Source organism: Agrobacterium genomosp. 2 str. CFBP 5494, assembly GCF_900013495.1.
In the GTDB taxonomy this organism is placed as follows: domain Bacteria; phylum Pseudomonadota; class Alphaproteobacteria; order Rhizobiales; family Rhizobiaceae; genus Agrobacterium; species Agrobacterium pusense.
On the sequence record NZ_LT009718.1, the window covers coordinates 2272945 to 2295389 of the forward strand.

Annotated in this window: 25 protein-coding genes and 2 tRNA genes; 10 read left to right on the forward strand and 17 right to left on the reverse strand. The window is 58.4% G+C overall.

Translation table 11 applies throughout. From position 1 onward, the window contains the following. Positions 1–156: 156 nt before the first annotated feature. The 5 genes from AGR2A_RS11395 to AGR2A_RS29575 all read right to left on the reverse strand — a co-directional run bounded on the left by AGR2A_RS11395 (position 157) and on the right by AGR2A_RS29575 (position 4500). Positions 157–381, reverse strand: a complete 225-nt coding sequence (locus AGR2A_RS11395; protein ID WP_080822931.1) for a hypothetical protein — start codon at positions 379–381, stop codon at positions 157–159. A gap of 76 nt (positions 382–457) precedes the next feature. Next, on the reverse strand, positions 458–1624 hold the full coding sequence (locus AGR2A_RS11400; RefSeq protein ID WP_080822932.1) for a hypothetical protein: 1167 nt from the start codon (positions 1622–1624) through the stop codon (positions 458–460). Positions 1625–1630: 6 nt separating this feature from the next. Next, positions 1631–2272 carry a hypothetical protein gene (locus AGR2A_RS11405; RefSeq protein ID WP_080822933.1) on the reverse strand — a complete coding sequence of 214 codons (642 nt, stop codon included), beginning with the start codon at positions 2270–2272 and terminating at the stop codon, positions 1631–1633. 10 nt (positions 2273–2282) lie between these two features. Beyond that, a complete protein-coding gene (locus AGR2A_RS11410) occupies positions 2283–3128 on the reverse strand; it encodes a hypothetical protein (protein WP_080822934.1) in 846 nt (281 codons plus the stop codon). A gap of 274 nt (positions 3129–3402) precedes the next feature. Continuing rightward, the gene (locus tag AGR2A_RS29575) at positions 3403–4500 is read right to left on the reverse strand and encodes a hypothetical protein (RefSeq protein ID WP_167378196.1); all 1098 of its coding nucleotides are present in this window, start codon (positions 4498–4500) and stop codon (positions 3403–3405) included. Positions 4501–4727: 227 nt separating this feature from the next. On the opposite strand from AGR2A_RS29575, the gene AGR2A_RS11420 reads away from it, so the two are divergent. Then, positions 4728–4946, forward strand: a complete 219-nt coding sequence (locus AGR2A_RS11420) for a hypothetical protein (RefSeq protein WP_080822936.1) — start codon at positions 4728–4730, stop codon at positions 4944–4946. 257 nt (positions 4947–5203) lie between these two features. Here the strand turns inward: AGR2A_RS11420 and AGR2A_RS11425 are convergent. Beyond that, a tRNA-Pro gene (locus tag AGR2A_RS11425) sits at positions 5204–5280 on the reverse strand. A 264-nt stretch (positions 5281–5544) separates the two neighbouring features. On the opposite strand from AGR2A_RS11425, the gene AGR2A_RS11430 reads away from it, so the two are divergent. Both AGR2A_RS11430 and AGR2A_RS11435 read left to right on the forward strand, forming a co-directional pair. Further along, on the forward strand, positions 5545–5850 hold the full coding sequence (locus AGR2A_RS11430; RefSeq protein WP_004442361.1) for an ETC complex I subunit: 306 nt from the start codon (positions 5545–5547) through the stop codon (positions 5848–5850). A gap of 48 nt (positions 5851–5898) precedes the next feature. Beyond that, positions 5899–5975 (forward strand) — tRNA-Arg (locus AGR2A_RS11435). A 56-nt stretch (positions 5976–6031) separates the two neighbouring features. Here AGR2A_RS11435 and AGR2A_RS11440 read toward each other — a convergent pair. Next, entirely contained in the window at positions 6032–6250 is a 219-nt protein-coding gene (locus AGR2A_RS11440) for a hypothetical protein (RefSeq protein ID WP_072494565.1), read from the reverse strand. 207 nt (positions 6251–6457) lie between these two features. Between AGR2A_RS11440 and AGR2A_RS11445 the strand changes: the two genes are divergently transcribed. Next, positions 6458–7024 carry a GNAT family N-acetyltransferase gene (locus AGR2A_RS11445; RefSeq protein ID WP_072494566.1) on the forward strand — a complete coding sequence of 189 codons (567 nt, stop codon included), beginning with the start codon at positions 6458–6460 and terminating at the stop codon, positions 7022–7024. A 191-nt stretch (positions 7025–7215) separates the two neighbouring features. Beyond that, positions 7216–7665, forward strand: a complete 450-nt coding sequence (locus AGR2A_RS11450) for a GNAT family N-acetyltransferase (RefSeq protein WP_004442365.1) — start codon at positions 7216–7218, stop codon at positions 7663–7665. Between the two features lie 148 nt (positions 7666–7813). Here the strand turns inward: AGR2A_RS11450 and AGR2A_RS11455 are convergent, their stop codons facing one another. Next, positions 7814–7969 carry a hypothetical protein gene (locus AGR2A_RS11455; RefSeq protein WP_080822937.1) on the reverse strand — a complete coding sequence of 52 codons (156 nt, stop codon included), beginning with the start codon at positions 7967–7969 and terminating at the stop codon, positions 7814–7816. A 238-nt stretch (positions 7970–8207) separates the two neighbouring features. Between AGR2A_RS11455 and AGR2A_RS11460 the strand changes: the two genes are divergently transcribed. From AGR2A_RS11460 to AGR2A_RS11470, 3 genes are read left to right on the forward strand one after another with little or no spacing between them, the layout of a single operon-like run. Continuing rightward, positions 8208–9506, forward strand: coding sequence for an efflux RND transporter periplasmic adaptor subunit (locus tag AGR2A_RS11460; RefSeq protein ID WP_072494567.1), 1299 nt, complete (start codon positions 8208–8210; stop codon positions 9504–9506). Positions 9507–9520: 14 nt separating this feature from the next. Continuing rightward, positions 9521–10240 carry an ABC transporter ATP-binding protein gene (locus AGR2A_RS11465; protein WP_060942378.1) on the forward strand — a complete coding sequence of 240 codons (720 nt, stop codon included), beginning with the start codon at positions 9521–9523 and terminating at the stop codon, positions 10238–10240. After that, positions 10230–11438, forward strand: a complete 1209-nt coding sequence (locus tag AGR2A_RS11470) for an ABC transporter permease (RefSeq protein WP_004442376.1) — start codon at positions 10230–10232, stop codon at positions 11436–11438. Before AGR2A_RS11465 ends, AGR2A_RS11470 begins: the two co-directional genes overlap by 11 nt. A gap of 10 nt (positions 11439–11448) precedes the next feature. Here the strand turns inward: AGR2A_RS11470 and AGR2A_RS11475 are convergent, their stop codons facing one another. Beyond that, positions 11449–11919, reverse strand: coding sequence for a DUF6714 family protein (locus tag AGR2A_RS11475; RefSeq protein ID WP_234825328.1), 471 nt, complete (start codon positions 11917–11919; stop codon positions 11449–11451). A gap of 325 nt (positions 11920–12244) precedes the next feature. Here AGR2A_RS11475 and AGR2A_RS11485 point away from each other — a divergent pair, with 325 nt between their 5' ends. Continuing rightward, positions 12245–12520 carry a hypothetical protein gene (locus AGR2A_RS11485; RefSeq protein ID WP_035209999.1) on the forward strand — a complete coding sequence of 92 codons (276 nt, stop codon included), beginning with the start codon at positions 12245–12247 and terminating at the stop codon, positions 12518–12520. A gap of 217 nt (positions 12521–12737) precedes the next feature. Here the strand turns inward: AGR2A_RS11485 and sufA are convergent, their stop codons facing one another. The 7 genes from sufA to AGR2A_RS11525 all read right to left on the reverse strand — a co-directional run bounded on the left by sufA (position 12738) and on the right by AGR2A_RS11525 (position 20072). Then, complete coding sequence (sufA, locus tag AGR2A_RS11490) at positions 12738–13127, reverse strand: Fe-S cluster assembly scaffold SufA (protein ID WP_004442383.1); 390 nt, start codon at positions 13125–13127, stop codon at positions 12738–12740. 105 nt (positions 13128–13232) lie between these two features. Beyond that, complete coding sequence (locus AGR2A_RS11495; RefSeq protein WP_004442386.1) at positions 13233–13616, reverse strand: SUF system Fe-S cluster assembly protein; 384 nt, start codon at positions 13614–13616, stop codon at positions 13233–13235. Between the two features lie 36 nt (positions 13617–13652). Beyond that, a complete protein-coding gene (locus tag AGR2A_RS11500; RefSeq protein ID WP_072494569.1) occupies positions 13653–14894 on the reverse strand; it encodes a cysteine desulfurase in 1242 nt (413 codons plus the stop codon). Positions 14895–15004: 110 nt separating this feature from the next. Beyond that, a complete protein-coding gene (sufD, locus tag AGR2A_RS11505; RefSeq protein ID WP_080822938.1) occupies positions 15005–16276 on the reverse strand; it encodes a Fe-S cluster assembly protein SufD in 1272 nt (423 codons plus the stop codon). Positions 16277–16299: 23 nt separating this feature from the next. Beyond that, the gene (sufC, locus tag AGR2A_RS11510) at positions 16300–17055 is read right to left on the reverse strand and encodes a Fe-S cluster assembly ATPase SufC (RefSeq protein WP_003522658.1); all 756 of its coding nucleotides are present in this window, start codon (positions 17053–17055) and stop codon (positions 16300–16302) included. Between the two features lie 179 nt (positions 17056–17234). After that, entirely contained in the window at positions 17235–18704 is a 1470-nt protein-coding gene (gene sufB / locus AGR2A_RS11515) for a Fe-S cluster assembly protein SufB (protein WP_006698793.1), read from the reverse strand. A gap of 198 nt (positions 18705–18902) precedes the next feature. Continuing rightward, positions 18903–20072 carry a cysteine desulfurase family protein gene (locus tag AGR2A_RS11525; RefSeq protein ID WP_022556469.1) on the reverse strand — a complete coding sequence of 390 codons (1170 nt, stop codon included), beginning with the start codon at positions 20070–20072 and terminating at the stop codon, positions 18903–18905. Positions 20073–20283: 211 nt separating this feature from the next. On the opposite strand from AGR2A_RS11525, the gene AGR2A_RS11530 reads away from it, so the two are divergent. Further along, entirely contained in the window at positions 20284–20961 is a 678-nt protein-coding gene (locus AGR2A_RS11530; protein WP_003522662.1) for an alpha/beta hydrolase, read from the forward strand. 238 nt (positions 20962–21199) lie between these two features. On the opposite strand, the gene AGR2A_RS11535 is transcribed toward AGR2A_RS11530, so the two are convergent. Beyond that, on the reverse strand, positions 21200–22321 hold the full coding sequence (locus tag AGR2A_RS11535; protein WP_072494571.1) for an anhydro-N-acetylmuramic acid kinase: 1122 nt from the start codon (positions 22319–22321) through the stop codon (positions 21200–21202). Positions 22322–22445: the final 124 nt, after the last annotated feature.

Sequence of the window (22445 nt, forward strand, 5' to 3'; positions counted from 1 at the left end):
GACGGCATACCAGTCTGGGATATCTTGCCAGGAGACGGAGTGCTGCCGACTGTTCACATGGACGCCGACGCCCGTGATCGACTCCGGCTTCAGAGTGTTGTCGCCGGAGTGATTGCCTGCCAGTAGATTGATGCCACGCCGGTGGCGCATGCCACGTCACACGCGCTCGTACTTCGGTCGCCATCCACGAGCGTAGCCAGCCGACATCACTTTGGAAGCGACATAGAGCTGGTCACGGAGGAAATCGGCATCGAGGAGCAATTCTCGGATCGCTGTTTTGGCGTCGCCGCCGTACGCCTCAAGCACCGCATCAGCGAGATCGACCTCTGCTTCGAAACCGGGTTCAGGCAGATCGACATCAAGGGAGAGCTGGAAAGCCATGGCATACCTCGGAGTTAGGAAATCATTCCATATGTTAACGGATTTTGTTCCTATTTTGTTCTCATTTTCCGAGGAGTCAAGCGCGGCGTCTGCTGTGCGCTGCAAATCTGCGAGACGTAACGCCGCGAGGGATATGCCCGACAGATGCCATGATCGCGTCTTCGACGAGCTTCTGACCGGAATTGAATGACATTTGATCGACGATCGCGTATGCGAAGCCTTCTATGTTCGACATCGGCGGAAACTGGCCGCGCCATTCGAGGTCGAGAAAAGCTGTGAGCAACATGCGGTAGAGGGGCGCAGCGACCTGGAACAGGCTCGACTTAGATTTCTTTATCATCAAGGTCTTCACGTTGACCTCGTTCCCGTGGAGAAAGTCATTTCGTGCGGCGTACAGATGATTGCAAAGCCATATTGGAAGCGAGCAACGGACCTTCTTCTTTTTCTTTCCCTCTATCGCAACCCACCGCTTCCAAATTAGCCTACGCGATGTCCATTTGGCGCTCTTCAGCATGCCATAGACTTGGCGGTACCCCACATCCGCCCCTTGCGGATGTGCTAGGATTTCGAATGCGCTGATCCACAGCCCGACTATCCGGCCGTAATCGTAGAACGTCGCGTCGCTCCCCCCCGGAATCAGCGATGCCTGATTCGCCATATTCAATGATCGGAATAGAATGCGATCTTCATACGAAGGCTTCTTCGTGGAAAAACGTGACTCCCATCGGATCATCAGCTCACTCAGCAGAGGGACGTCAAAATCTAACTCGCCGACGTCGGCCACCGATACCTCTGGGGCACACTGTCCCTTGAACTTCCCTACATAGTGCGTTCCCATAATGGCTGGGGTATGGATCGTCAGATGCCGATCGACATTGTCGATGAACCATGGATATAGCGCGAACGAATTCGAGTACGACGGTCGGCTCAAATGGCCATGCTTCAAGTTCTGCGCTCGGTTGTGGATCACCATCGACAAGGCCGCCGCATCCCTCAGTCCAGCAATTGCTTCCCTGGTCATCATTGACGCAGGAGCGTCGGACTTTACGACGATGACCGCTGGATCGAGCTTTTCGCCGAATGCGTCGGTGAACCGCCCAAGGAAGGAATTGAGCTTCCTGCTCTTCTTGCAGAGCTCGACCAGCCTCGGGTCATGTCGCGGTACGATGGCAGCCTTACCCGCCTCGATCGGTGATCGCAGATTTAGACCGGGGAGTGCCGACATCGCCTTCCAATCAGACATCAGGCGTCATTTCCCGCTCTGATAGCCGGCCTTGAATTCGTCAACGGCGTCCGACAGTGGCTTAGTGGCGCTATCCCACCATTCCCCGACCTTGCCTGATGCTTCACCGACAGTGGCACCTACATCACGTATTGATGCGCATGAATCCCAAGCTTTGTCATAGTCGGCGAGATACGGCCTCCACGCCTCAAAGTCCTGCTTCGCTGCACGGTATCCATCGAAATTCTCGGTGTCGAAGTTCGGGCTTTTCTGGTCGACCCTCTTCACCCGGATCGTGCAAGTCTCGGAGGCGACCTTGTCAAAAACGGAGGGCGTAAGCGGATCGGTCTGCTGATACCCCGCCTGTACGTGCTGGCCGGCCCGGTTGAGGAGATAGTTGGGGTCATGCCGCGCGTTCACCGCGTCAACGACATCCCAGTTGGAATACGCCAGATCGAGGACCTTCTTGCTCTTTAAAGACGGGCTATCTGAGGACGCTTCGATCTGATCGATCTGGGCAAGAACTCCCTCAAGTTCCTTCTGCTTGGCACGACGATCAAGGTATCCGTCGATCTGTCCGTACACGATGAGGACGACGAAGAACCCGCCGAGCAAAAGTCCTCCGGCGGCAGAAGCCCTCTGAGCCCGGTCTGTCGGTGAAACGGACATGGTTGCCTCCTCAGTTCCTGATCGCCTGAAGCGCGGCTTCCTGCTCTTTCAGGCAGTGCGCCATCATCACCCAGTCCATCCCATCGGCCTTGTCTTTCCACTGGCTCAAGCATTGCGCCCAGATGACGGCATGATCCTTGGACTTCATCACGTCGAACTGCTGCGCTATCTCACGGGCCTTGCTGTTCTCGTCGATACAATGCCGCTGCATCACGAAATCGGTCGGCCACTGGTCGGCACAGAAAGCCTTGATCGCCGATTTCTGTCCGGCATTGAATTCCCCCATTAGCGTGTCGACCGTGTTGGAGACCGCCTTCTCCGTCTGCTGCTTCTTCTCCTGTGGCCGATATCCCGGCGCTGAGAACTGCGCGAAACACCAAATTTCTGGATAGCTTGAAAGGACGATCCTGTTTCCTTCCTTCGTCTTTGCCCAGACGTAGTAGTTGCCTCCAGAGCCTTCGCTGGCTCTCGGCTTTCCGTACTCGGCGGTCAACGTCTTACGGACAGCCGAGCAGGTTTTCGGGTCGGGGAACGCGATCCTGACGGTGTCGAGCGTTCCAGCCGCGCTGAAGTTGAACTTTGCAGTCCCCTTGGCTTTGCCGATCCGTGCAGGGGCGCTCAGAAGGTGACTGATGTCAGGATCATCGTACTCGTCGGCTTTCGACGGCTTCTTCGCCGCTCCCTTGGACGCCTGGACGACCTGCTCAGGAGACATGCCCCATTCCGCATATTCCCAGCTCGCGTGAGCTGGTACGGCCGCCACAGAGGCAATGGATGCCGCCAGCCAAATGTGCCTCATTGATGTAGCCCCCGGTTGCAGGACATCATCTCTGCTCAACACCTGGCTCGGTGTCAAATGGTTCTCAACGTGACCTTCGCAACGCCCATCAGGTATTGGATGCCGAAGGACGCACCTATTACGGCCGCCATCGCCGCAAGCCCCGGCCTCAGCGCGGTGTCTCCTCCGAAAGGCAGCAGGAACAGCGCCCCTTACTCCCTCGCGACGCGTCTTCCTTACCCTGATGTGGGTTTCCCTTGGCTCGATCTCGCGGGTAGCACTCGGGCAGCACATTGCATGAGCGAGCAAAGAGGCGCGCGACCGTGACACGCGCCTCCGCTATGCATCAAAACTAGAGGCCGTCGAACTTGGGAATGATCACGCCGCGAACGGCTTCGGGGATCGGGATCGGATACACACCTGCCGCGGCCGAAACGTTCATTATGCCCTTGTCTACGACCAGGTCGAACTGGAACGGAGCGCCCTTATGTCGCCCCCAATTGCGCAGCCTGTTTGTATTCTCGCGGCGCAGGAACCGGACCTCGGCCCCGACCTTGTCCCTGGCACGCTTCAGCGTTTTCACCGCCTTCGCGATCTGGTCAGCGATATCCGCCTTCACCGTATGTGCGCCGCCGGCGATGTACTCGGGAGAAAAAGCGCCGAGCGACTTGAGCTTCGCCTTCGCGTCCTCGATCACCTTCACGCAGCTGCCGCGGTTAGGCGCGAGAGCTTCGTGTCCGTCGATCGTGCCGTAGTGTACCTGCACCGACTTCGAACGGCTCTTCAGGCTGCCATCCTTGTCGACGTAAGGCTCTCGGACTTTTTCCCAGACCTTCATCTCACCGCTGCGGAGGTTCTCGAAAAATCGGCCGCGCCCGATCGCTTCCAGCGAGTTCGAAAGCTTCGGGAAAAATTCGTCCGTGCCACGAGCGATTTCGGCGAGACTATCGCAGTCGGCCAGCCATCCGGGGATAAGGTCGAGCCTGTCCAGAATGTAATCGCGGTCGCGGGTCTGTTGTTTGCGGATTTCGTAATCGGCGACCGCTTCGGCATGCATGTGAGCGTCCAAGCTCTTGAAGCAGGTGGGGCCTATGAGCCTGATGACCTTCTCGTCAGGGAACCAGGCGATCTTGCCGTTACCGAATTTGCGGTTGTTGGGAGAACAACAGGGACATGGGGAAAAGCGTCCAGCTTCAGTATACTTGTCCGGGATGTCGAATTCGCCCGCATAGTAGATACGAGAACCCTTCGGTGGCTTTGTGTGGGTATGTCCGCGCCACGTCCACGGTTCTCCCGTGTCACGGATATGTGCCTTTATTTCTCTGATCAGTTCGACCGACGGTGTTTCCATAAAATCAGGTTTTGGCTCCCAGACAGCGTCGGGAATATCGAGCCATGTTTCACTAGATTCTTGAGATACCAGGTCTTCCTCTGGCAATCGCGCCTCCATCAGTTGTTGACGACGCAAGTCACATAACACTGTTCTCTTTTCGTTTCAAAGGCGGTTAACCAGCAATCAACAGGTTACACCAAGAAAATTACTATGAGCTGACCCCTAACGCTGGGATTTAATCCAACAAACACCTGATGTCCTTCGCCGGCGGAATTCGGATTGTGTTTTTCCCAGGTCACAATCTTCTTATGCTCCCGTAATTCGGGACAAAAGGGAGAGACGACATGGAATTGCTCGTCGGCGCGTTCGCGCTGATGTTCACCGCACTGAAACTAACGGGTCACATCAAGTGGTCGTGGCAACTGGTGCTGGCCCCGGTCTGGGTGCCGCTGGTCTTGATCTTCGTGGTCGGATTATCGGCGGTATGGTCTCGGTGTGAGGTGCGGCATGTCATCAAAGGGACCAAAAGAGGGATTGAGAAAAATCGGCGCAGCGCTCGATGACATCGCGAAGATGGTCGGCAGGGCCGTCACGACTGTCACGCTGGAGCGACAGCTCGGAGACATCGATAGCGCTGCCAGCGATTTCGTCGAGGGGAGAACATGAGCATGACGGCCCTCTTCGGAGGGCTTTTTCATTTCCGCAGCGCCACCGATTCCAAGTGGCGAGAAACCGTATCGGTGGCGGTTTCGGTGGCGGTAGTCACTTCAGGGGATATTAGCCGATGCCAAATTCGACAACCTTTTCAAGTGGTTGTCGGTGGTCGGAGTGGAGAGATTCGAACTCCCGACCCTCTGGTCCCAAACCAGATGCGCTACCAGACTGCGCTACACTCCGCCGAGGCGATGGCTGGGGAATACACGGTTCATACGCAGTCCGCAACAGGGAAATTCATCTTTGTTCAGCCGCGACACCGTTGAGCAAAACCTAAGGTCGAACGGGCAGCGCATGAACCGACAGCAAGGGGATAATCGTCTTGACTCTCACTTGAACTCGGTCCATTTCAAATTCAACGTTCCTGACACGATTTGGTTATTCTATTCAGGTACGTGATGAATAATCCGGGGTTTCACCCCGCTGTCCAACCGGAGCAGTTTCGACATGTCTGCGAAGATTTACCGCCCTGCAAAAACCGCCATGCAATCCGGCAAGGCGAAGACCAATGTCTGGGTTCTGGAATTCGACGCCGAGGTTCCGCGCAAGATCGATCCGATCATGGGCTACACCTCCAGTTCCGACATGAAACAGCAGGTCAAGCTGACATTCGAGACACAGGAACAGGCCGAAGCCTATGCCCAGCGCAAGGGCATCGAATATCGCGTGATCCAGCCGAAAGAGGCGACTCGCAAGGTGGTTTCCTACACCGACAATTTCCGTTTCAACCGCACCCAGCCCTGGACGCACTGAAACACGACGACCAAAGTTTTTGCCGGAGCATCGATTGCCCGGCATGACGGCCCCTTAGCTCAACTGGATAGAGCAACTGCCTTCTAAGCAGTAGGTCGCAGGTTCGAGTCCTGCAGGGGTCGCCACCGCTTTCTTGCATTCCCCACAAATGACTGGTTTGGGTTCGATCGCAGGGACGGTTTCAGTCCGTATTTGCGCTCCGGCGATCCTTCGCTCTTCTCCATTTCATGAGATACCCGAAACCCGGTCCGATCAGTGTGCCGCCGATAACCCATTCCACCAAAGTCAGAGGTCGCTCGTCCGGATCGTGGCCAGTCGCGTAAAGAAAGAGAAAAAACGCGATAACGCCGCCGATCAAGAGGGTGATCGGAAACAACACACTGTCGCGAAAGCCTTTCATGCGATCCACTCCCTTGGCCGTGTTGATAGGTATTGGGTATGATGCCGTTGGCAAACGCCTTTTGCAGCCGCCACGGCAAGTTATCGATCGGGCGGGATTGCGCCGGGGTCGGACCATTGTAAGCGACGGAAAACGACCTACCTAGAGGCCGAGTTTAACGAGGCCGCCCCGGAGTTCCCGGAGGGGCAAAAATCAATCAGGTACTTGATGCAGCTTCAAAAATTAGGTGCACCGCTTTCGACGGACCGCCTTGTCCTGCGCGAATTCACAAGAGGCGATTTCCCCGGCTATTCAGCCTACCATTCTCTGCAGGAGGTTTATCGGTATCTTTACGCTGCACCTCCAACTGGAGATGCTTTGCGAGAGCAGTTCTCTGCGATTTTGGCGGCACCATTTGAGAAGGATGGCGACACCTATCGACTGGCCGTCGAGCGAAAGGCTGACAACGCACTGGTCGGTGAAGTCCTGTTGAAGCTGGCAAGTGTTGATGCACTGCAGGGAGAGGTTGGATATATTTTCAATCCAGAATTCGCGGGGAACGGGTATGCAACGGAGGCTGTTGGCGCGATGGTCAGCATAGGCTTCTCGTCAATCGGATTTCATCGAATCTTCGCGCGGCTGGACGCTGCGAACAAGGGTTCGGTCGGCGTTGTTGAGCGCCTTGGACTGCGTCGAGAAGCGCATTTGATCCAGAACGACCGCTTCCGAGACGTCTGGGGAGACGAGTATATTTACGCGGTTCTTGCTTCGGAATGGAAATGCGCGCCGGCGTAATTTTGCCGTCCGCTTAGGGCCGACGGCCATAATCGCGCAGAAGCGCCAATTGCGGTCATTGATTAATTGTTTGCTGTCCCCTAAAAGCCGCCCAATAGCAGAGGCTTGTGATTTCGACCGCAATTTGCGGCTTCACCTGGCACCAGTATCGGTAGCCGGACCTTTTTGCATATCTTTTCTGCGGAGTTCTCATGAAATTCGAGGACGTTATCATCCGGCCTTTCGAGGCCTCGGACACAGTAAATCTCTCCAACATCTGGCTCGAAGCCTCGTTGCTTGCTCACCCGTTTATCGGCGAGCGTCGTTTGATGGAGCAAAAGGCACTTATTGAGGAACAATATTTGCCTGGCGCCCAAACGTGGGTCGCAACATTAAACGGCCAAGCTGCGGGCTTTATCAGCCTGCTCGACACTTTCATCGGCGGCTTATTTGTTTCCCCGTGCCATCAAGGCCTCGGTATCGGGCGTAAACTCGTTTCGCACGCGCTGAATTTGAAGGGCGAGCTTTCGCTTGAAGCCTATACTGAAAACGTGCAGGCGATGGGCTTCTATAGATCGCTCGGCTTTCAGGAGCTTTCCCGTCGCGCGATTGATGATGAAGGTTATCCGTTCGAAAATGCCCGTTTGCGGCTAGTCGGCTAAGGGCAACTTGTCGGGCGCCACGGTAGTCGCCCGACAACCGCCTTGGCCAATCCCCGTGATCGGAATGAGCGGCGGAGGCCCACCGCTTTAGCCGATTTGCATACTTCCATCCTGCTCCCAAGCAGAACGCCTATGCCAGCACTTTGCTCTACCCCTGCCCCATCAGCGTGAAATAGCCCCATGCGGCCGCGAAAAACAATATGACAGCCGCAATCGTCAATACCCTCTTCGCTTTTGGCCCGAGCGGTTCGCGCGGCTTCTTCGGCGGCACCGGTTTGCGGAACTTCACCACATTGTCGTTCATTTCATCATCGTCCTGAATGTCGCTGCTGAAACCTCTGCCGCATCTGTGGCATCGGCTTTTCGAATACCTATCTCTAGCAGACCAGAACTATCATAAATATTACCAAGTTTTCACTTCACCCTTGGAGCAAGCTATGTCACTTCCCACAATCAGAGGAATATAACGGCGACAGACGGACGAACAAACCGGAGAGCGGCGGCAACTCTCTGTAGTATTTTGAACTTTGCGGGTGACGAGAATGAATGACGCCAATACCAGTGGCAGCGATACCAAAAACAGCCAGCCCGATCTGCGCGAGATTTTGGGGACGACCAGAAACGGCCGCAAGAAAAAGTCGCGTCGGTTCCTCTATGTGGCAGCAGCCATTGTGCTGATTGGCGGCGGTCTTGGTTATTATTACCAGTCACGCGCAGGCGGTGTGGCTTATAGCTACACCACGGAAGCAGCGCGTCAGGGCGATCTCTCGGTCATCGTCACCTCCACCGGCTCGGTTCAGCCGACGGATCAGGTTGATATATCGAGCGAACTGTCCGGCACGGTGCGCAAGGTCAACGTCACCTATAATACCCCGGTCAAGGCAGGAGACGTTCTGGCGGAGCTGGATACCAACAAGCTGGAAGCCGACGTGCAGAGCGCCCGCGCCAAGCTCGCTTCCGCCAAGGCCAATGTGCTGAAGGCCCGCGCCGACCTTGGCTCGGCAAAGACATCCATGGAGCGCCTGCGATCCCTGGTGCAGAACCGCGTCTCCAGCCAGCAGGATCTGGACGCCGCGCAGTTCACCCATGATGCGGCGGCCGCAACGCTTGAGGTCAATGAGGCGACCGTGCTCTCGGCGGAAGCCGATCTGCGGCTCGCCGAGGTCAATCTGGGCAAGGCCAAGATCGTTTCGCCCATCGATGGCGTTATCCTCACCCGCAGCGTCGATCCCGGCGCCACGGTCGCCTCCTCGCTCAATGCCCCTGTTCTCTTCACCATCGCCGGCGATCTGCGCCACATGGAGCTGCAGGTCTCGGTGGATGAGGCCGATGTCGGCAAGGTGGAAACCGGGCAGAAGGCCACATTCAACGTCGATGCCTATCCCGACCGCAGCTTCCCGGCCGAGATCGAGACCGTGCGCTTCGCCTCGGAAACCGTATCCAACGTGGTGACCTACAAGGGCATATTGACGGTCGACAACGCAGAACTGCTGCTTCGCCCCGGCATGACGGCAACCGCCAATATCATCGTTGAAGAGATCAAGGACGCCCTGCTGGTACCCAATTCCGCGCTTCGTTATACACCGCCGCGCGAATCCGCTTCGCGTGGGGGCGGGTTGATGAGCCTGTTCCGCCCGCCCCGCATGGGCCGCTCGCAAAACCGCGATGCCGGCCAGGCCGCCCAGGGTAAAAGGACGGTCTGGGTGCTGCGCAACAACAATCCGGTTTCCGTCGCAATCGAAACTGGATCCACCGACGGCCAGCATACCGTGGTGAAATCTGGCGAACTGAAAGCCGATGACCAGATAATTACCGACGCAACGGCCCGTAACGCCGGCTGACGGAGGACAAGCGCATGCAACAGCCGCCGCTCATCGAGTTCCGTGATGTCGTGAAGCAATATGGTCGCGGCGAAGCGACGATCCGCGCGCTCGACGGCGTCAGCCTGTCGATCCGCGAGAAGGAATTCGTCGCCATCATGGGACCGTCGGGATCGGGCAAATCCACCTCGATGAACATCATCGGCTGTCTGGACGTCCCATCGGCTGGCGAATATCTCTTCCAGGGCGTGGCGACCAGCGACTTCGATAACGAACATCTGACGCTCTTGCGCCGGCACATGCTCGGTTTCGTGTTTCAGGGCTTTAACCTTCTCTCCCGCACCTCTGCGGTGGAAAATGTCGAACTGCCGCTGATCTATCGGGGCATGAAGGCCTCGGAACGGCGTGAGCGCGCCATGGAGGCGCTGGCGCAGGTGGGCCTCAAAGGCCGCGAAGATCACACCACGCAGGAGCTTTCAGGCGGCCAGCAGCAGCGTGTGGCCATTGCCCGCGCCATCGTCACCCGCCCCGCGCTGCTTCTGGCCGACGAGCCGACCGGCAATCTCGATACGAAGACGAGCGTCGAAATCATGGAACTGATAACTTCGCTCAATCGCGACAAGGGCATCACCGTCGTCATGGTAACCCATGAGGAGGACATCGCCGCTTATGCCGGGCGCCTGCTGCGTTTTGTCGACGGCCACCTCGCCTCCGATAGCGCCGCGGATCATAAGGAGACATTGGATGTTCTTTGAAACATCGCGTCTTGCGTTGCGCGCCATCAGCCGCAACCTGTTGCGCTCCTTTCTCACGGTGCTCGGCGTCGTCATAGGTGTGGCCGCCGTCATTGCCATGGTCACCATCGGCAACGGTACGACCGAGCAGGTAAAATCGGAACTGTCACGGCTCGGCACCAACATGCTGTTCGTGCGCCCCGGCCAGTTTGGCCCCGGCCGCGCCAGCACCGAAGCCAAGCGCTTCGATGACCGCGATGTCGAGGCGATCCGCAACCAGATATCGGGCATCCGCGCCGTCGCACCGCAGAACCGCAGTTCCGCCGCAACCGTCATTTTCGGCGGCAAGAACCACCAGACAAGCGTCATCGGCACCACGAACGACTATCTGATCGCGCAGGACTGGACCATCGCACTTGGTCGAGATTTCCAGCCCGCCGAAGATCGCGGCGGCCAGATCGGCTGCATCATCGGCGAAACCGTGCGACAGGAACTTTTCGGGGCGGAAAACCCTGTGGGACAGACGATCCGCGTCAGCAACATCTCCTGCCCCGTCATCGGCGTTCTCGCCCGCAAAGGCCAGTCCGGCCTCGGCGACGATCAGGACGACACGATCATCATGCCGCTCAAAATCCACCAGCGGCGCATTGGCGGCACCACCACCATTTCCTCGATCATGGTTTCGGCGCAGGATGGCGTTTCCACCGCCAAGGTGCAGAGCGACCTGCAAAACCTGCTGCGCGAGCGTCGCCGCATCAACATCGGCCGCGAGGATGATTTTACTGTCAACGACATGACGCAGATCGCTTCCGCCATGACCGGCACGACGACGCTTCTCACCGGACTTCTCGGCGCGGTCGCCGCCGTCAGCCTTCTCGTGGGCGGCATCGGCATCATGAACATCATGCTGGTCTCGGTAACAGAACGCACGCGTGAGATCGGCATTCGGCTTGCCATCGGCGCATTGGAAAAACAGGTGCTGACACAGTTTCTGGTGGAAGCGGTGATGCTCTCGGCCTTCGGCGGCATCGTCGGCATCCTCACCGGCCTCGGCCTCGCCTACGCGGTCGTCAGCTTCCTCAACGTGCCTTTCGTCACCAGCCCATCGATCATCTTCCTCGCCTTCGCCTTTTCAGCCGCCATCGGCGTGATTTTCGGCTATTTTCCCGCGCGGCGTGCGGCGAGTCTCAGCCCGATCGAAGCCCTGAGACACGAGTGATCAATCCGGCCTAACGATCCGCGGCTTGCCGCCATTCCCCAAGCGCCTGTTCTACATCGGTCTGGTAAGACGGCGGGTTGTTTCGCTGCAGGAGCGCGTGCAAATATAATTCAACGGCCCGCCTTTGAGCGTCGTTCAACAGCGCAAATTTCTCCGGGCGGCCGCGCAGATGGGGCACGAACTCGTGCCGGTAACAACCGTCGAGATCGGCGATCATGTAGGCGGGTAGATGAAACCGCATTGCTTCGGCATCAAAAAACGCAGGACTGGCGGAGTGTAGGTTCACGTCTTCCACCGTGATCGCAGACCAGTCGTCCTTTTCGTCCTCGGCGCGGCGGGCGGCAAGCACATCATGGCTCGCGTAATTATCAATCGCGGCGGCCTCGCGAAGACCCACACCGGCGCCTAGGGTGACGTGCGCGAAAGCAGCTTTTACCGCCGCCCTTGCCGTGGCCGTGCTCTCCCCTGCCGGTCTCAACACGTGAACCGCCCGTTCAATGATGGCCCCCTCCGCCCCCGTCTCCACGCACCGTTGGCCACTCGCCGCCTTCGGTTCGTTCGAACTGAACGCGTTCCGTAGTGGCTGATGACGCGCGCCTGCGTGATTTAGCCTCCCAAGAAAAGGAGAGGAAAAGAATACCGACAACCAACATCAGGCCGGCAGCAACGAGGCCAGGTGTCCAGACATCAATCGAGCTACTGCCATTCCCCACGCCGGCTACCCCTCACTGAAACCATCCGCATTCAATCTTGCTCCATGACGTCAATCGGATAGGCTCTCCGGAAATCTACCGCATGGAGTCTCGATGTTCAAATCCGTATCCGATAGCGCTGCGGCTGCAGACGGCGGATCGCTTGCCCTTTTTGTGGAGCGACAGGACGGGCAGACGGAAGTGTTTGTGATCCATCGCTCGCTCGCATCGCGCGGGACGCCTGACTATAACAGGATCACGTCAAGCCTGCGGCCACTCTCTGCAGAAGATCGCCGGGAGATCGCCGCGGCTCTCGAACCGCTGTTGATGACCACGCCATCAATCCATCCGCTGGCCGATTTCATCGAAGCCTTCAAACAGCAGTCATGATCCTTCGGAAGTTGACTTTGCGTGAGACGCAGTCTGCGGAAAAAAAACCTGAAACTTTTCGTCCGTCATCCTCGGGCTTGACCCGAGGATCTACAAACGTCCCAAGCGATTTGACGGGGATGGATCCTCGGGTCAAGCCCAAGGATGACGTCGCGTTTGTAGGAGCGCTGGGTGCAAAAGAATATCTAACTATCCATCGCAGAGATAGTGCAGCCAATCAGACGCTGGCTTCTGCCTCACGCTGCTTCGCAAGCGCGGCGAGATCCGCAGGCTTCAGCTCAACAGATTCACCGCAGCCGCAGGCAGAGGTCTGGTTCGGATTGTTGAAGGTGAAACCGGAGCGCATCTTGGTCACTTCGAAATCCATCTGCGTGCCGAGCAGATAAAGCACGGCGGAAGGCTGAACCCAGACCTTCGCCCCTTCGAATTCCACCAGATCGTCCTTCGCATCCGGCTCGGTCACGAGGTCGATGGTATATTCCATGCCCGCGCAACCGCCCTTCTTGATGCCGACGCGCACGCCCTTGGCGTCCGGTCCGGAATTTTCGACGATCGCTTTAACGCGCGAGGCCGCAGCCCCGGTCATGGTCATGATTGCAAAGCCCATGGGCCCATTCTCCTTCGACAATCGAGTTCAAGGCTCGATGCTTATGGAATTCAATTTAAGTGCGCCTGACAATGTCATCAAGGGATGACACCAGTCAAAATCAAATCAGTACCAGCCGACGGCGACCTGCGCCTCTTCCGACATGCGGTCCGGCGTCCACGGCGGATCGAAGGTCATTTCGACGGTGACACCGGAAACACCCTCGACGGCGCCAACGGCGTTCTCCACCCAGCCCGGCATTTCGCCAGCGACGGGGCAACCGGGTGCCGTCAGCGTCATGACGATCTTGACCATCCGGTCGTCTTCGATATCGATCTTGTAAACGAGACCGAGTTCGAAGATGTCGGCCGGAATTTCCGGGTCATAAACGGTCTTCAGCGCCGCGATCACATCGTCGCTGAGGCGTGCAAGCTCATCGGGCGGAATGGTGGATACCTTTTCCTGAGCTTCGGTCGCATCCTGGGTCTTTGCAGTGGCATCGGCAGTCATGGTCTTAAACCTCAATCCTGATTTCAAGCTGCGATATCAGGCGAAAAATTTGCGCGCATATTCCAGCGCCTCGACAAGAGAGTCTACTTCGGCGCGGGTATTGTAAAGGCCGAACGATGCCCGGCATGTGGAGGTGACACCGAAGCGTTTCAAGAGCGGCATGGCGCAATGGGTGCCGGCCCGCACGGCAACGCCGCGCCGGTCGATCACCATCGAGACGTCGTGGGCGTGAATGCCCTCAAGCTCGAAGGAGAAAATGCCGCCCTTCTCAGGCGCGTTGCCGATGATGCGAAGCGAATTGATCTCGCGCAGCCGCTCCGCGGCATAAGCGGCAAGATCGGCCTCATGTGCAGCAATCGCGGCACGGCCGAGATTATCCATATAATCGAGCGCATAACCGAGGCCGATCGCCTGCACGATGGGCGGCGTACCCGCTTCGAAACGATGCGGCGGCTCGTTATAGGTGACATTGTCTTCGGAAACGTCGAGGATCATCTCGCCGCCGCCCTGGAACGGCCGCATCTCGCGCAGCCGGTCGGCCTTGCCATAGAGCACGCCGATGCCCGAGGGGCCGTAAAGCTTGTGGCCCGTCATCACATACCAGTCGCAATCGATATCGCGCACATCAACAGGCATATGAACAGCGCCCTGCGATCCATCGATCAGCACCGGAATGCCACGCTCATGCGCGATACGGCAGATTTCCTTGACCGGCACGATGGTGCCGAGCGCATTCGACATATGGGTGATGGCAACGAGCTTGGTGCGCTCCGTCAGGCTCTTTTCGAAAGCCTCGATATGAAATGCGCCGTCATCATCAACCGGCACCCAGACGAGCTTGGCGCCCTGCCGCTCGCGGATGAAATGCCACGGCACGATGTTGGAGTGGTGCTCCATGATCGAGATGACGATCTCGTCACCCTCGCCGATCTTTGGCATGCCATAACCGTAAGCAACCGTATTGATCGCCTCGGTGGAGGATTTGGTGAAGACGATCTCGTCCACCGAACCGGCATTGAGGAACCGGCGCACTTTTTCGCGCGCCGCTTCATAGGCATCGGTTGCGGCATTGGAGAGGAAATGCAGGCCGCGATGCACGTTCGCGTACTCATTTGCATAAGCATGCGAAACGGCGTCGATCACCACCTGCGGCTTTTGAGCAGACGCACCGTTGTCGAGATAGACCAGCGGCTTGCCATAGACTTCGCGCGACAGGATCGGGAAATCCCGGCGCACGGCTTCGATGTCATAAGGGGCCGCCATTGCGGTCTGGTCCATTTCTCGGGCCCTTTCATGGTGCTCTTCTGGAGAGCTCCGGGGTTTGCACAGCGTTACCGCTGCTTCACCTCATCCTCGGGACAAGCCCGAGGATGACGACGGAGAGGTTGCTAAGCGTGATGCTCCAGCCAGCCGGAAATGATCGTCTCCAGCGCCTCTACCAGATTTTCTTCTTCCAGTTCCTCGACGATCTCGGCGACGAAGGCGTTGACGAGCATCGCCCGTGCCTTTGCCCGTGGGACGCCGCGCGCCATCAGGTAGTAGAGATGATTGTCGCTGATATCGGCAACCGTTGCACCATGGCCGCACTGAACGTCATCGGCGAAGATTTCCAGTTCCGGCTTTGCCGAGAACTCGCCATCGTCAGACATCAGCAGCGTGTTGCACGCCATCTTCGCATCGGTCTTCTGGGCATCCGGTGCGACCCGGATCATGCCCTGGAAAATGCCCTTCGCACGGTCGAACACCACGTTGCGGAAAACTTCCGTCGAGGTCGTGTTCGGCACGTTGTGGCCAAGAACCATCGTCACGTCCGTATGGGTTTCGCCACCCAGAAGGTTGACGCCGCGAACGATGAGATCGGTGCCCTCACCTTCCACATCGATGCGCAGTTCCTGACGCACCAGCTTGCCGCCGGCATTGATCACGAAGAGACGCAGCTTGGCTTCCGCGCCGAGCTTGATGCGCAGCTGGCCAAGGTGAATATCGGCAGCACCCTGCTGTTGCAGAAGAATCCAGGTTGCTTCCGCGCCATCCTCAACGACGATATCGCTGACCGAGGAGACAAGCGCCGCATCGGGCGTCACCGAAAGGTGACGCTCAATGACGGTCGCTTTCGAACCCTTGCCGAAGCGCACCGGGAAGCGGCTGTGAACCTGGCCTGCGCCATGGATAGCCTGCAGTTCGATCGGCTTGTCGAGCTCAGCATCGGCGGGAATTTCGACCACGAGGCCGTCACGCACAAAGCTGCCATTGATGCGGCCAATCGTGTCATCCTTGCTGGCTTCCGCAAGGCCAGCCGCGGCAGAGCCGTCGAGCAGGCTGTCGGCAAAGCGCGATACGCTGACACCATCGACCTTGCCGATATCGGCCGTGCCATGCAGCATGTAAGCCACAGGCGAACCGGCAATAATCGACGCAGCCTTCTCGATGACAGGCGCGGGCCGGTCTTCCGGAACCGTGCGCAACAGGCTCTTCAGATCGGTATAGTGCCAGGCCTCGATGCGGCGTGTCGGAAGACCACCGGTCTTCAGATCGTCGAACAGCACGTCACGCGCGGCAACCACGGCGCCGTCGCCGGGCAGCTCGCTGAACTTGGCGGTGTAGGCATCGACCAGCGCGGTTTCCGCTGGCGTCAGCCGGTTGGTAGCTTGAATGTTCATGGACATCACCTCCTGGCCTTCGATCAGGCCGCTTCACCGATGATGTCGGCGTAACCGTTGTTTTCCAGTTCCAGCGCGAGAGCCTTGTCACCCGAGCGGATGATCTTGCCCTTGTAGAGAACGTGAACGCTGTCAGGCACGATGTAGTCGAGCAGGCGCTGATAGTGGGTGATGACGACGGTGGCGCGATCAGGCGACTTCAGCGCGTTGACGCCGTCAGCCACGATCTTCAGCGCGTCGATGTCGAGACCGCTATCGGTTTCGTCGAGAACGCAGAGCTTCGGCTCCAGAAGCGCCATCTGCAGGATTTCGGCACGCTTCTTCTCACCGCCGGAGAACCCGACGTTGAGCGGACGCTTCAGCATCTCCATGTCGATCTTCAGATCGCCGGCCGCTTCCTTGACGCGGCGGATGAAATCAGGCGTCGTCAGCTCGGACTCGCCGCGCGCCTTGCGCTGCTCGTTCATCGCAACCTTCAGGAACTGCATGGTAGCGACGCCCGGAATTTCGACCGGATACTGGAAGGCAAGGAAAATGCCCTTGGCCGCACGCTCGGCAGCGTCCAGTTCCAGAATGCTTTCGCCGTTATAGAGAATGTCACCGGAGGTGACTTCATAGTCCTCACGGCCCGACAGGATGTAGGACAGGGTCGACTTGCCGGAACCGTTCGGGCCCATGATGGCCGCAACTTCACCAGCGGCAACCTTCAGGTTGAGACCCTTGATGATCTCGGTTTCGGTATCGGCGATCTTCGCGTGCAGGTCGATGATTTCAAGCATGGTATTGTTCCTGTTCATGGTGCGGTTTCAAGGACCGCCTCGTGCGCCCCATCAGGGCTTGTCTCAAATCTCTCATCCGTCATCCTCGGGCTTGACCCGAGGATCCGGGAAGTGGGTTGTCTCTGCTCAGGCCAAGGGCCGTAGATCCTCGGGTCAAGCCCGAGGATGACGAGGAAAACTTATCCCACAGACCCTTCCAGCGAAATGCCGATCAGCTTCTGTGCTTCCACGGCAAATTCCATCGGCAGTTCCTGAATGACTTCCTTGACGAAGCCATTGACGATCAGCGCGATCGCCGCTTCCTCGGGAATGCCGCGCTGCAGGCAATAGAACAGCTGGTCTTCGGAAATCTTCGACGTCGTCGCCTCGTGCTCGAAGTGAGCGGACGAGTTCTTCGCCTCGATGTAGGGCACGGTATGAGCGCCGCACTTGTCGCCGATCAGCAGCGAGTCGCACTGCGTGAAGTTACGCGTGTTGGTCGCCTTGCGGTGGGCCGAGACCTGGCCGCGATAGACGTTTTCCGAGAAACCGGCGGCGATGCCCTTGGCGATGATGCGGCTCGACGTGTTCTTGCCGAGATGGATCATCTTGGTGCCGCTGTCGATCTGCTGGTGACCATTGGAGACCGCGATCGAATAGAACTCGCCACGGCTGTCATCGCCGCGCAGGATGCAGGACGGGTATTTCCAGGTGATGGCCGAACCGGTCTCCACCTGCGTCCACGAGATCTTCGAGCGGTTGCCACGGCAATCGCCGCGCTTGGTCACGAAGTTGTAGATGCCGCCCTTGCCTTCCTTGTCGCCCGGATACCAGTTCTGGACGGTGGAATATTTGATTTCGGCATCATCGAGCGCCACGAGTTCAACAACGGCGGCGTGAAGCTGGTTCTCGTCGCGCTGGGGAGCGGTGCAGCCTTCCAGATAGGAGACGTAGGCACCCTCTTCGGCGATGATCAGCGTGCGCTCGAACTGGCCGGTGTTCTTCTCGTTGATGCGGAAATAGGTGGAAAGCTCCATCGGGCAACGAACGCCCTTCGGCACGAACACGAAGGAACCGTCAGTAAAGACGGCCGAGTTCAGCGTCGCATAAAAATTGTCCGTCGTCGGAACGACCGAGCCGAGATATTTCTTCACCAGCTCCGGATGCTCGCGCACGGCTTCCGAAATCGACATGAAGATCACGCCGGCCTTCGCCAGCTCCGCCTTGAAGGTGGTGACGACGGAGACGCTGTCGAACACGGCATCAACAGCGACCTGACGCTTTTCGACGCCGGCGAGGATTTCCTGTTCTTTCAGCGGAATGCCGAGCTTTTCATAGACCTTCAGCAGCTCCGGGTCGACTTCATCGAGCGACTTCGGGCCGGGGGTGCTTTTCGGCGCGGCATAATAATAGAGATCGTTGAAGTCGATCTTGGGGTAGCTGACGCGCGCCCAGGTCGGCTCTTCCATCGTCAGCCAGCGCTTGTAAGCCTCAAGACGCCATTCCAGCATCCATTCCGGCTCCTGCTTCTTGGCCGAGATGAAACGGATCACCTCTTCCGAAAGACCCTTCGGGGCCTTGTCGACTTCGATATTGGTTTCGAAGCCGTATTTATACTGGTCCACATCGATCTGGCGGACCTGATCGATCGTTTCCTGAACCGCTGCCATGTCGTTCTCCAATCTCGCCGGAGCCAAGGTCCGGTGGCTTGTCAACGTATCAAGGCGGAAAGCCGCCTTATTCATCTTCGGGCAAATCGCTCCGAGCCGTCGGCCGGGGCAGAGCTTATACCCATGTAGGTGCGGGATGGCGCTTTTCACACATCCCGGCAAGCGGAAAATTGCTAATCCGCAATTCTTTGCCGCATTTTACGCGGCCTGACCGGAAAGCTTGCGCCGTCCCGCAATTTTCGCAAACGCCGCGAGCGTCCGTTCAATGTCCGCCTCGTCAGTCGCGTGGCCAATCGAAATCCGGAGCGCGCCGAGCTTGGGATCGCGCCCCATCGCGGTCAAGACATGGCTTTCGCCCACCTTGCCCGATGAGCAGGCCGACCCTGCCGACAGTGCGATACCTTCTATATCGAAGGCGATCTGCCCGGTCTCGGCCTTCAGGCCCGGAAGCGTGAAAAACGTGGTATTGGCGACGCGCGTGACATCGTCACCGTGGATGATCACATCAGGCGCGTTCACGCGCATACCGTTTTCCAGCCGCGCCCGCAGCGCGGAAAGACGCGCCGCCTCAACCTCGACATTCCGGGAGGCAAAAGCCGCAGCGGCACCGAAACCGATGACCGACAGGGTATTTTCCGTACCCGAACGATGGCCCTTTTCCTGGCCGCCACCATGGATCAGCGGCTTCGGCATCATCACCTCGCCGCGCGAGATAAGAGCGCCGGCACCCTTCGGGCCACCGAGCTTGTGAGACGAAATCACAAGGAAATCCGCATCGAGCGCGTTGATATCGAGCGGCACGCGGCCGGCAGCCTGAACAGCGTCGACAACCATCAGGCCGCCCGCCGCATGAACCAGCCGCGCCGCTTCCGCCACAGGCTGAAGGACGCCGGTTTCATTATTCACGAGCATGCAGGCGACCATCGGCAGCCCGGACGACCTGTCATGCGAAGACAGCAACGCTTCAAGCGCGGCAAGATCAAGGACACCCGCTGACGTAACGGGAACTTCCGTTACGTCACTCTTTTCGAAACGGCCACCTTCGCGGAATGCGGGATGCTCGATGGCGGAAACATAGAGCCGGCTTACCCGAACCGGGCTGCGTCCCATCCTGAATTCCGGCGCAAGCACCAGATTGGCCGCTTCCGTTGCACCGCTGGTAAAGGTCACATGCGCCGGCTCAGCGCCGCCAAGCGCCGCAACCTCCCGGCGAGCCGTCTCGACGGCGGCGCGGGCCGCACGCCCTTCGCGGTGGACGGAAGACGGATTGCCGGCAAGATCAAGCGCAGACACAAGCACCTCCCGCACGGCCGGCAGAAGCGGCGCCGTGGCGTTCCAGTCCATATATGTGCGCGTCAAAACCGTCATCGCCGAAAGGCTTCATCCAATCTTCAATGCGCGAAAACGCATTTTTCTTGAAATTACAGTTGCGCTTGCCTTATGACACCACCCGAGTGCTTTAGCACACGCAAAGTTTCGAATTATTCTAAACTGCGTTCTAGAAAAGATGACAGAGTTCGTCAAGTCTTCTCATCGGAAGAATGCGGTTGGAGAATGAAAAAACACGACCGGAGTACCAATGCCCGAAGTCATCTTTAACGGCCCTGCGGGTCGCCTCGAAGGCCGTTATCAACCCTCCAAGGAAAAGAGCGCGCCGATCGCGATCATCCTTCATCCGCACCCGCAGTTCGGCGGCACGATGAACAACCAGATCGTCTATCAGCTCTTCTATCTTTTCCAGAAGCGCGGCTTCACGACGCTCCGGTTCAACTTCCGTTCGATTGGCCGCAGCCAGGGCGAGTTCGACCACGGTGCGGGCGAGCTCTCCGATGCCGCCTCGGCGCTCGATTGGGTGCAGAGCCTGCATCCGGATTCCAAGAGCTGTTGGGTGGCGGGTTACTCCTTCGGCGCCTGGATCGGCATGCAGCTTCTGATGCGCCGCCCGGAAATCGAAGGTTTCATGTCGATTGCCCCGCAGCCGAACACCTACGACTTCTCCTTCCTTGCGCCCTGCCCGTCTTCTGGCCTCATCATCAACGGCGATTCCGACAAGGTCGCGCCCGAAAAGGATGTCAACGGCCTGGTCGAAAAGCTGAAGACGCAGAAGGGCATCCTCATCACCCACCGCACCGTCCCCGGCGCCAACCACTTCTTCAACGGCAAGGTGGATGAGCTGATGGGCGAATGCGAGGACTATCTCGACCGTCGCCTGAACGGCGAGCTTGTGCCGGAACCGGCGGCGAAGCGTATTCGGTGATTTGTCGCCCGGTCTCCGGGCAGGTTGAATTCCTATAGTGATACCCAGCGGGCTGGGCTTACCCCCCTCTGCCCTGCCGGGCATCTCCCCCTCAAGGGGGGAGATCAGCTAGACGCGTGCTCCTCGCCTAAGACTCTGCGTTTAAAGATGACCGGAAGGTCGCCCCGATTCGATCTCCCCCTTGAGGGGGAGATGCCCGGCAGGGCAGAGGGGGGTAAGCCACATCCACCGTCTTCTATTAAACCTTCACCAAAACCCCACCCGTCACCGGCTCCTTCACCCCCGTCGTACCGGGATAGGTCAGCGGCAACCCCTTCAGCGACCGAACGGCCAGATAGGCCCAGGCCTCCGCCTCCATCGCGCCGCCATCGAACCCCGCCTCTTCCGCCGCAATCACCCGCGCACCGACCTTGGCGGCAAGGTCTGCAAACTCCGCCATGATCACCGGATTGAGCCGACCGCCACCACAGACCACATAGGTCTTCGCCGCCTCCGGCAGATAGCTTGCCGACTTCAGAATGGCGGCCCCCGTCAGATGCGCCAAAGTCCGTGCACCATCGGCCAGCGAGAGCTCACCCTTTTCCGGGGGCGCAAAATCGCTGCGATCCAGCGAACGGCGAATATTACCGGAAAAGAACGGGCTTTCCATATAACGCGCCACCAGCGAGGCAACGACGCTGCCACCCGCCGCCGTCCTGCCGCCTTTGTCGAAGGCCTTGCCCGTATGGGCCTCGATCCACTGGTCGATCAGCATATTGCCGGGGCCGCTATCGAAAGCGGCAAGCTGGCCAGATTCACCGATGAAGGTGAGGTTGGAGATACCGCCGATATTGACGAAGACCGCAGGCGTCTCAAACCCGTCAGGTAGGTTGGCAGACAGCGCCATGTGATAGGCCGGAATGAGCGGCGCGCCCTGCCCGCCATGCACCATGTCATTGGCGCGCATATCGTAAACAACATCGATACCGGTTTCTTCAGCTAGCAAGGGTCCGTCACCGATCTGCACCGTCAGCGCATCATCCGGCCGGTGCAGCACCGTCTGGCCATGAAAACCGATGACATCGATTTCACCGGGCAGAAGCCGGTGACGATGGAGAAAGGATTTCACCGCCGCCGCATGGGCAAGCGTCAGCTTGCGCTCTGCCTCATCAAGATCTCCGGGGCGTTCGTGCCGTTCACGGATGGATTTGGCGGTGACCAGCGCCTTCTGCCAGATGGCCCGCAGGCCGGGATCATAGGGAAAATAGCCGCTTGGCCCATGCCGCACCACGCTCTCGCCATCGGTACGCAGAAGCGCGATATCGATGCCGTCCATCGACGTGCCGCTCATCAGTCCGATTGCCGTTTTCACCTCGCCCACCTGCCGCTCTCCCGCAATCTCGAATCATGCTGACCTTGAATCCCGACATTCATGGCCGAAACGGGTGCACATTTCAAAAAACAATGATAAAGCCGCGACGGTCACCGGTTTTCGATGGCCGTAA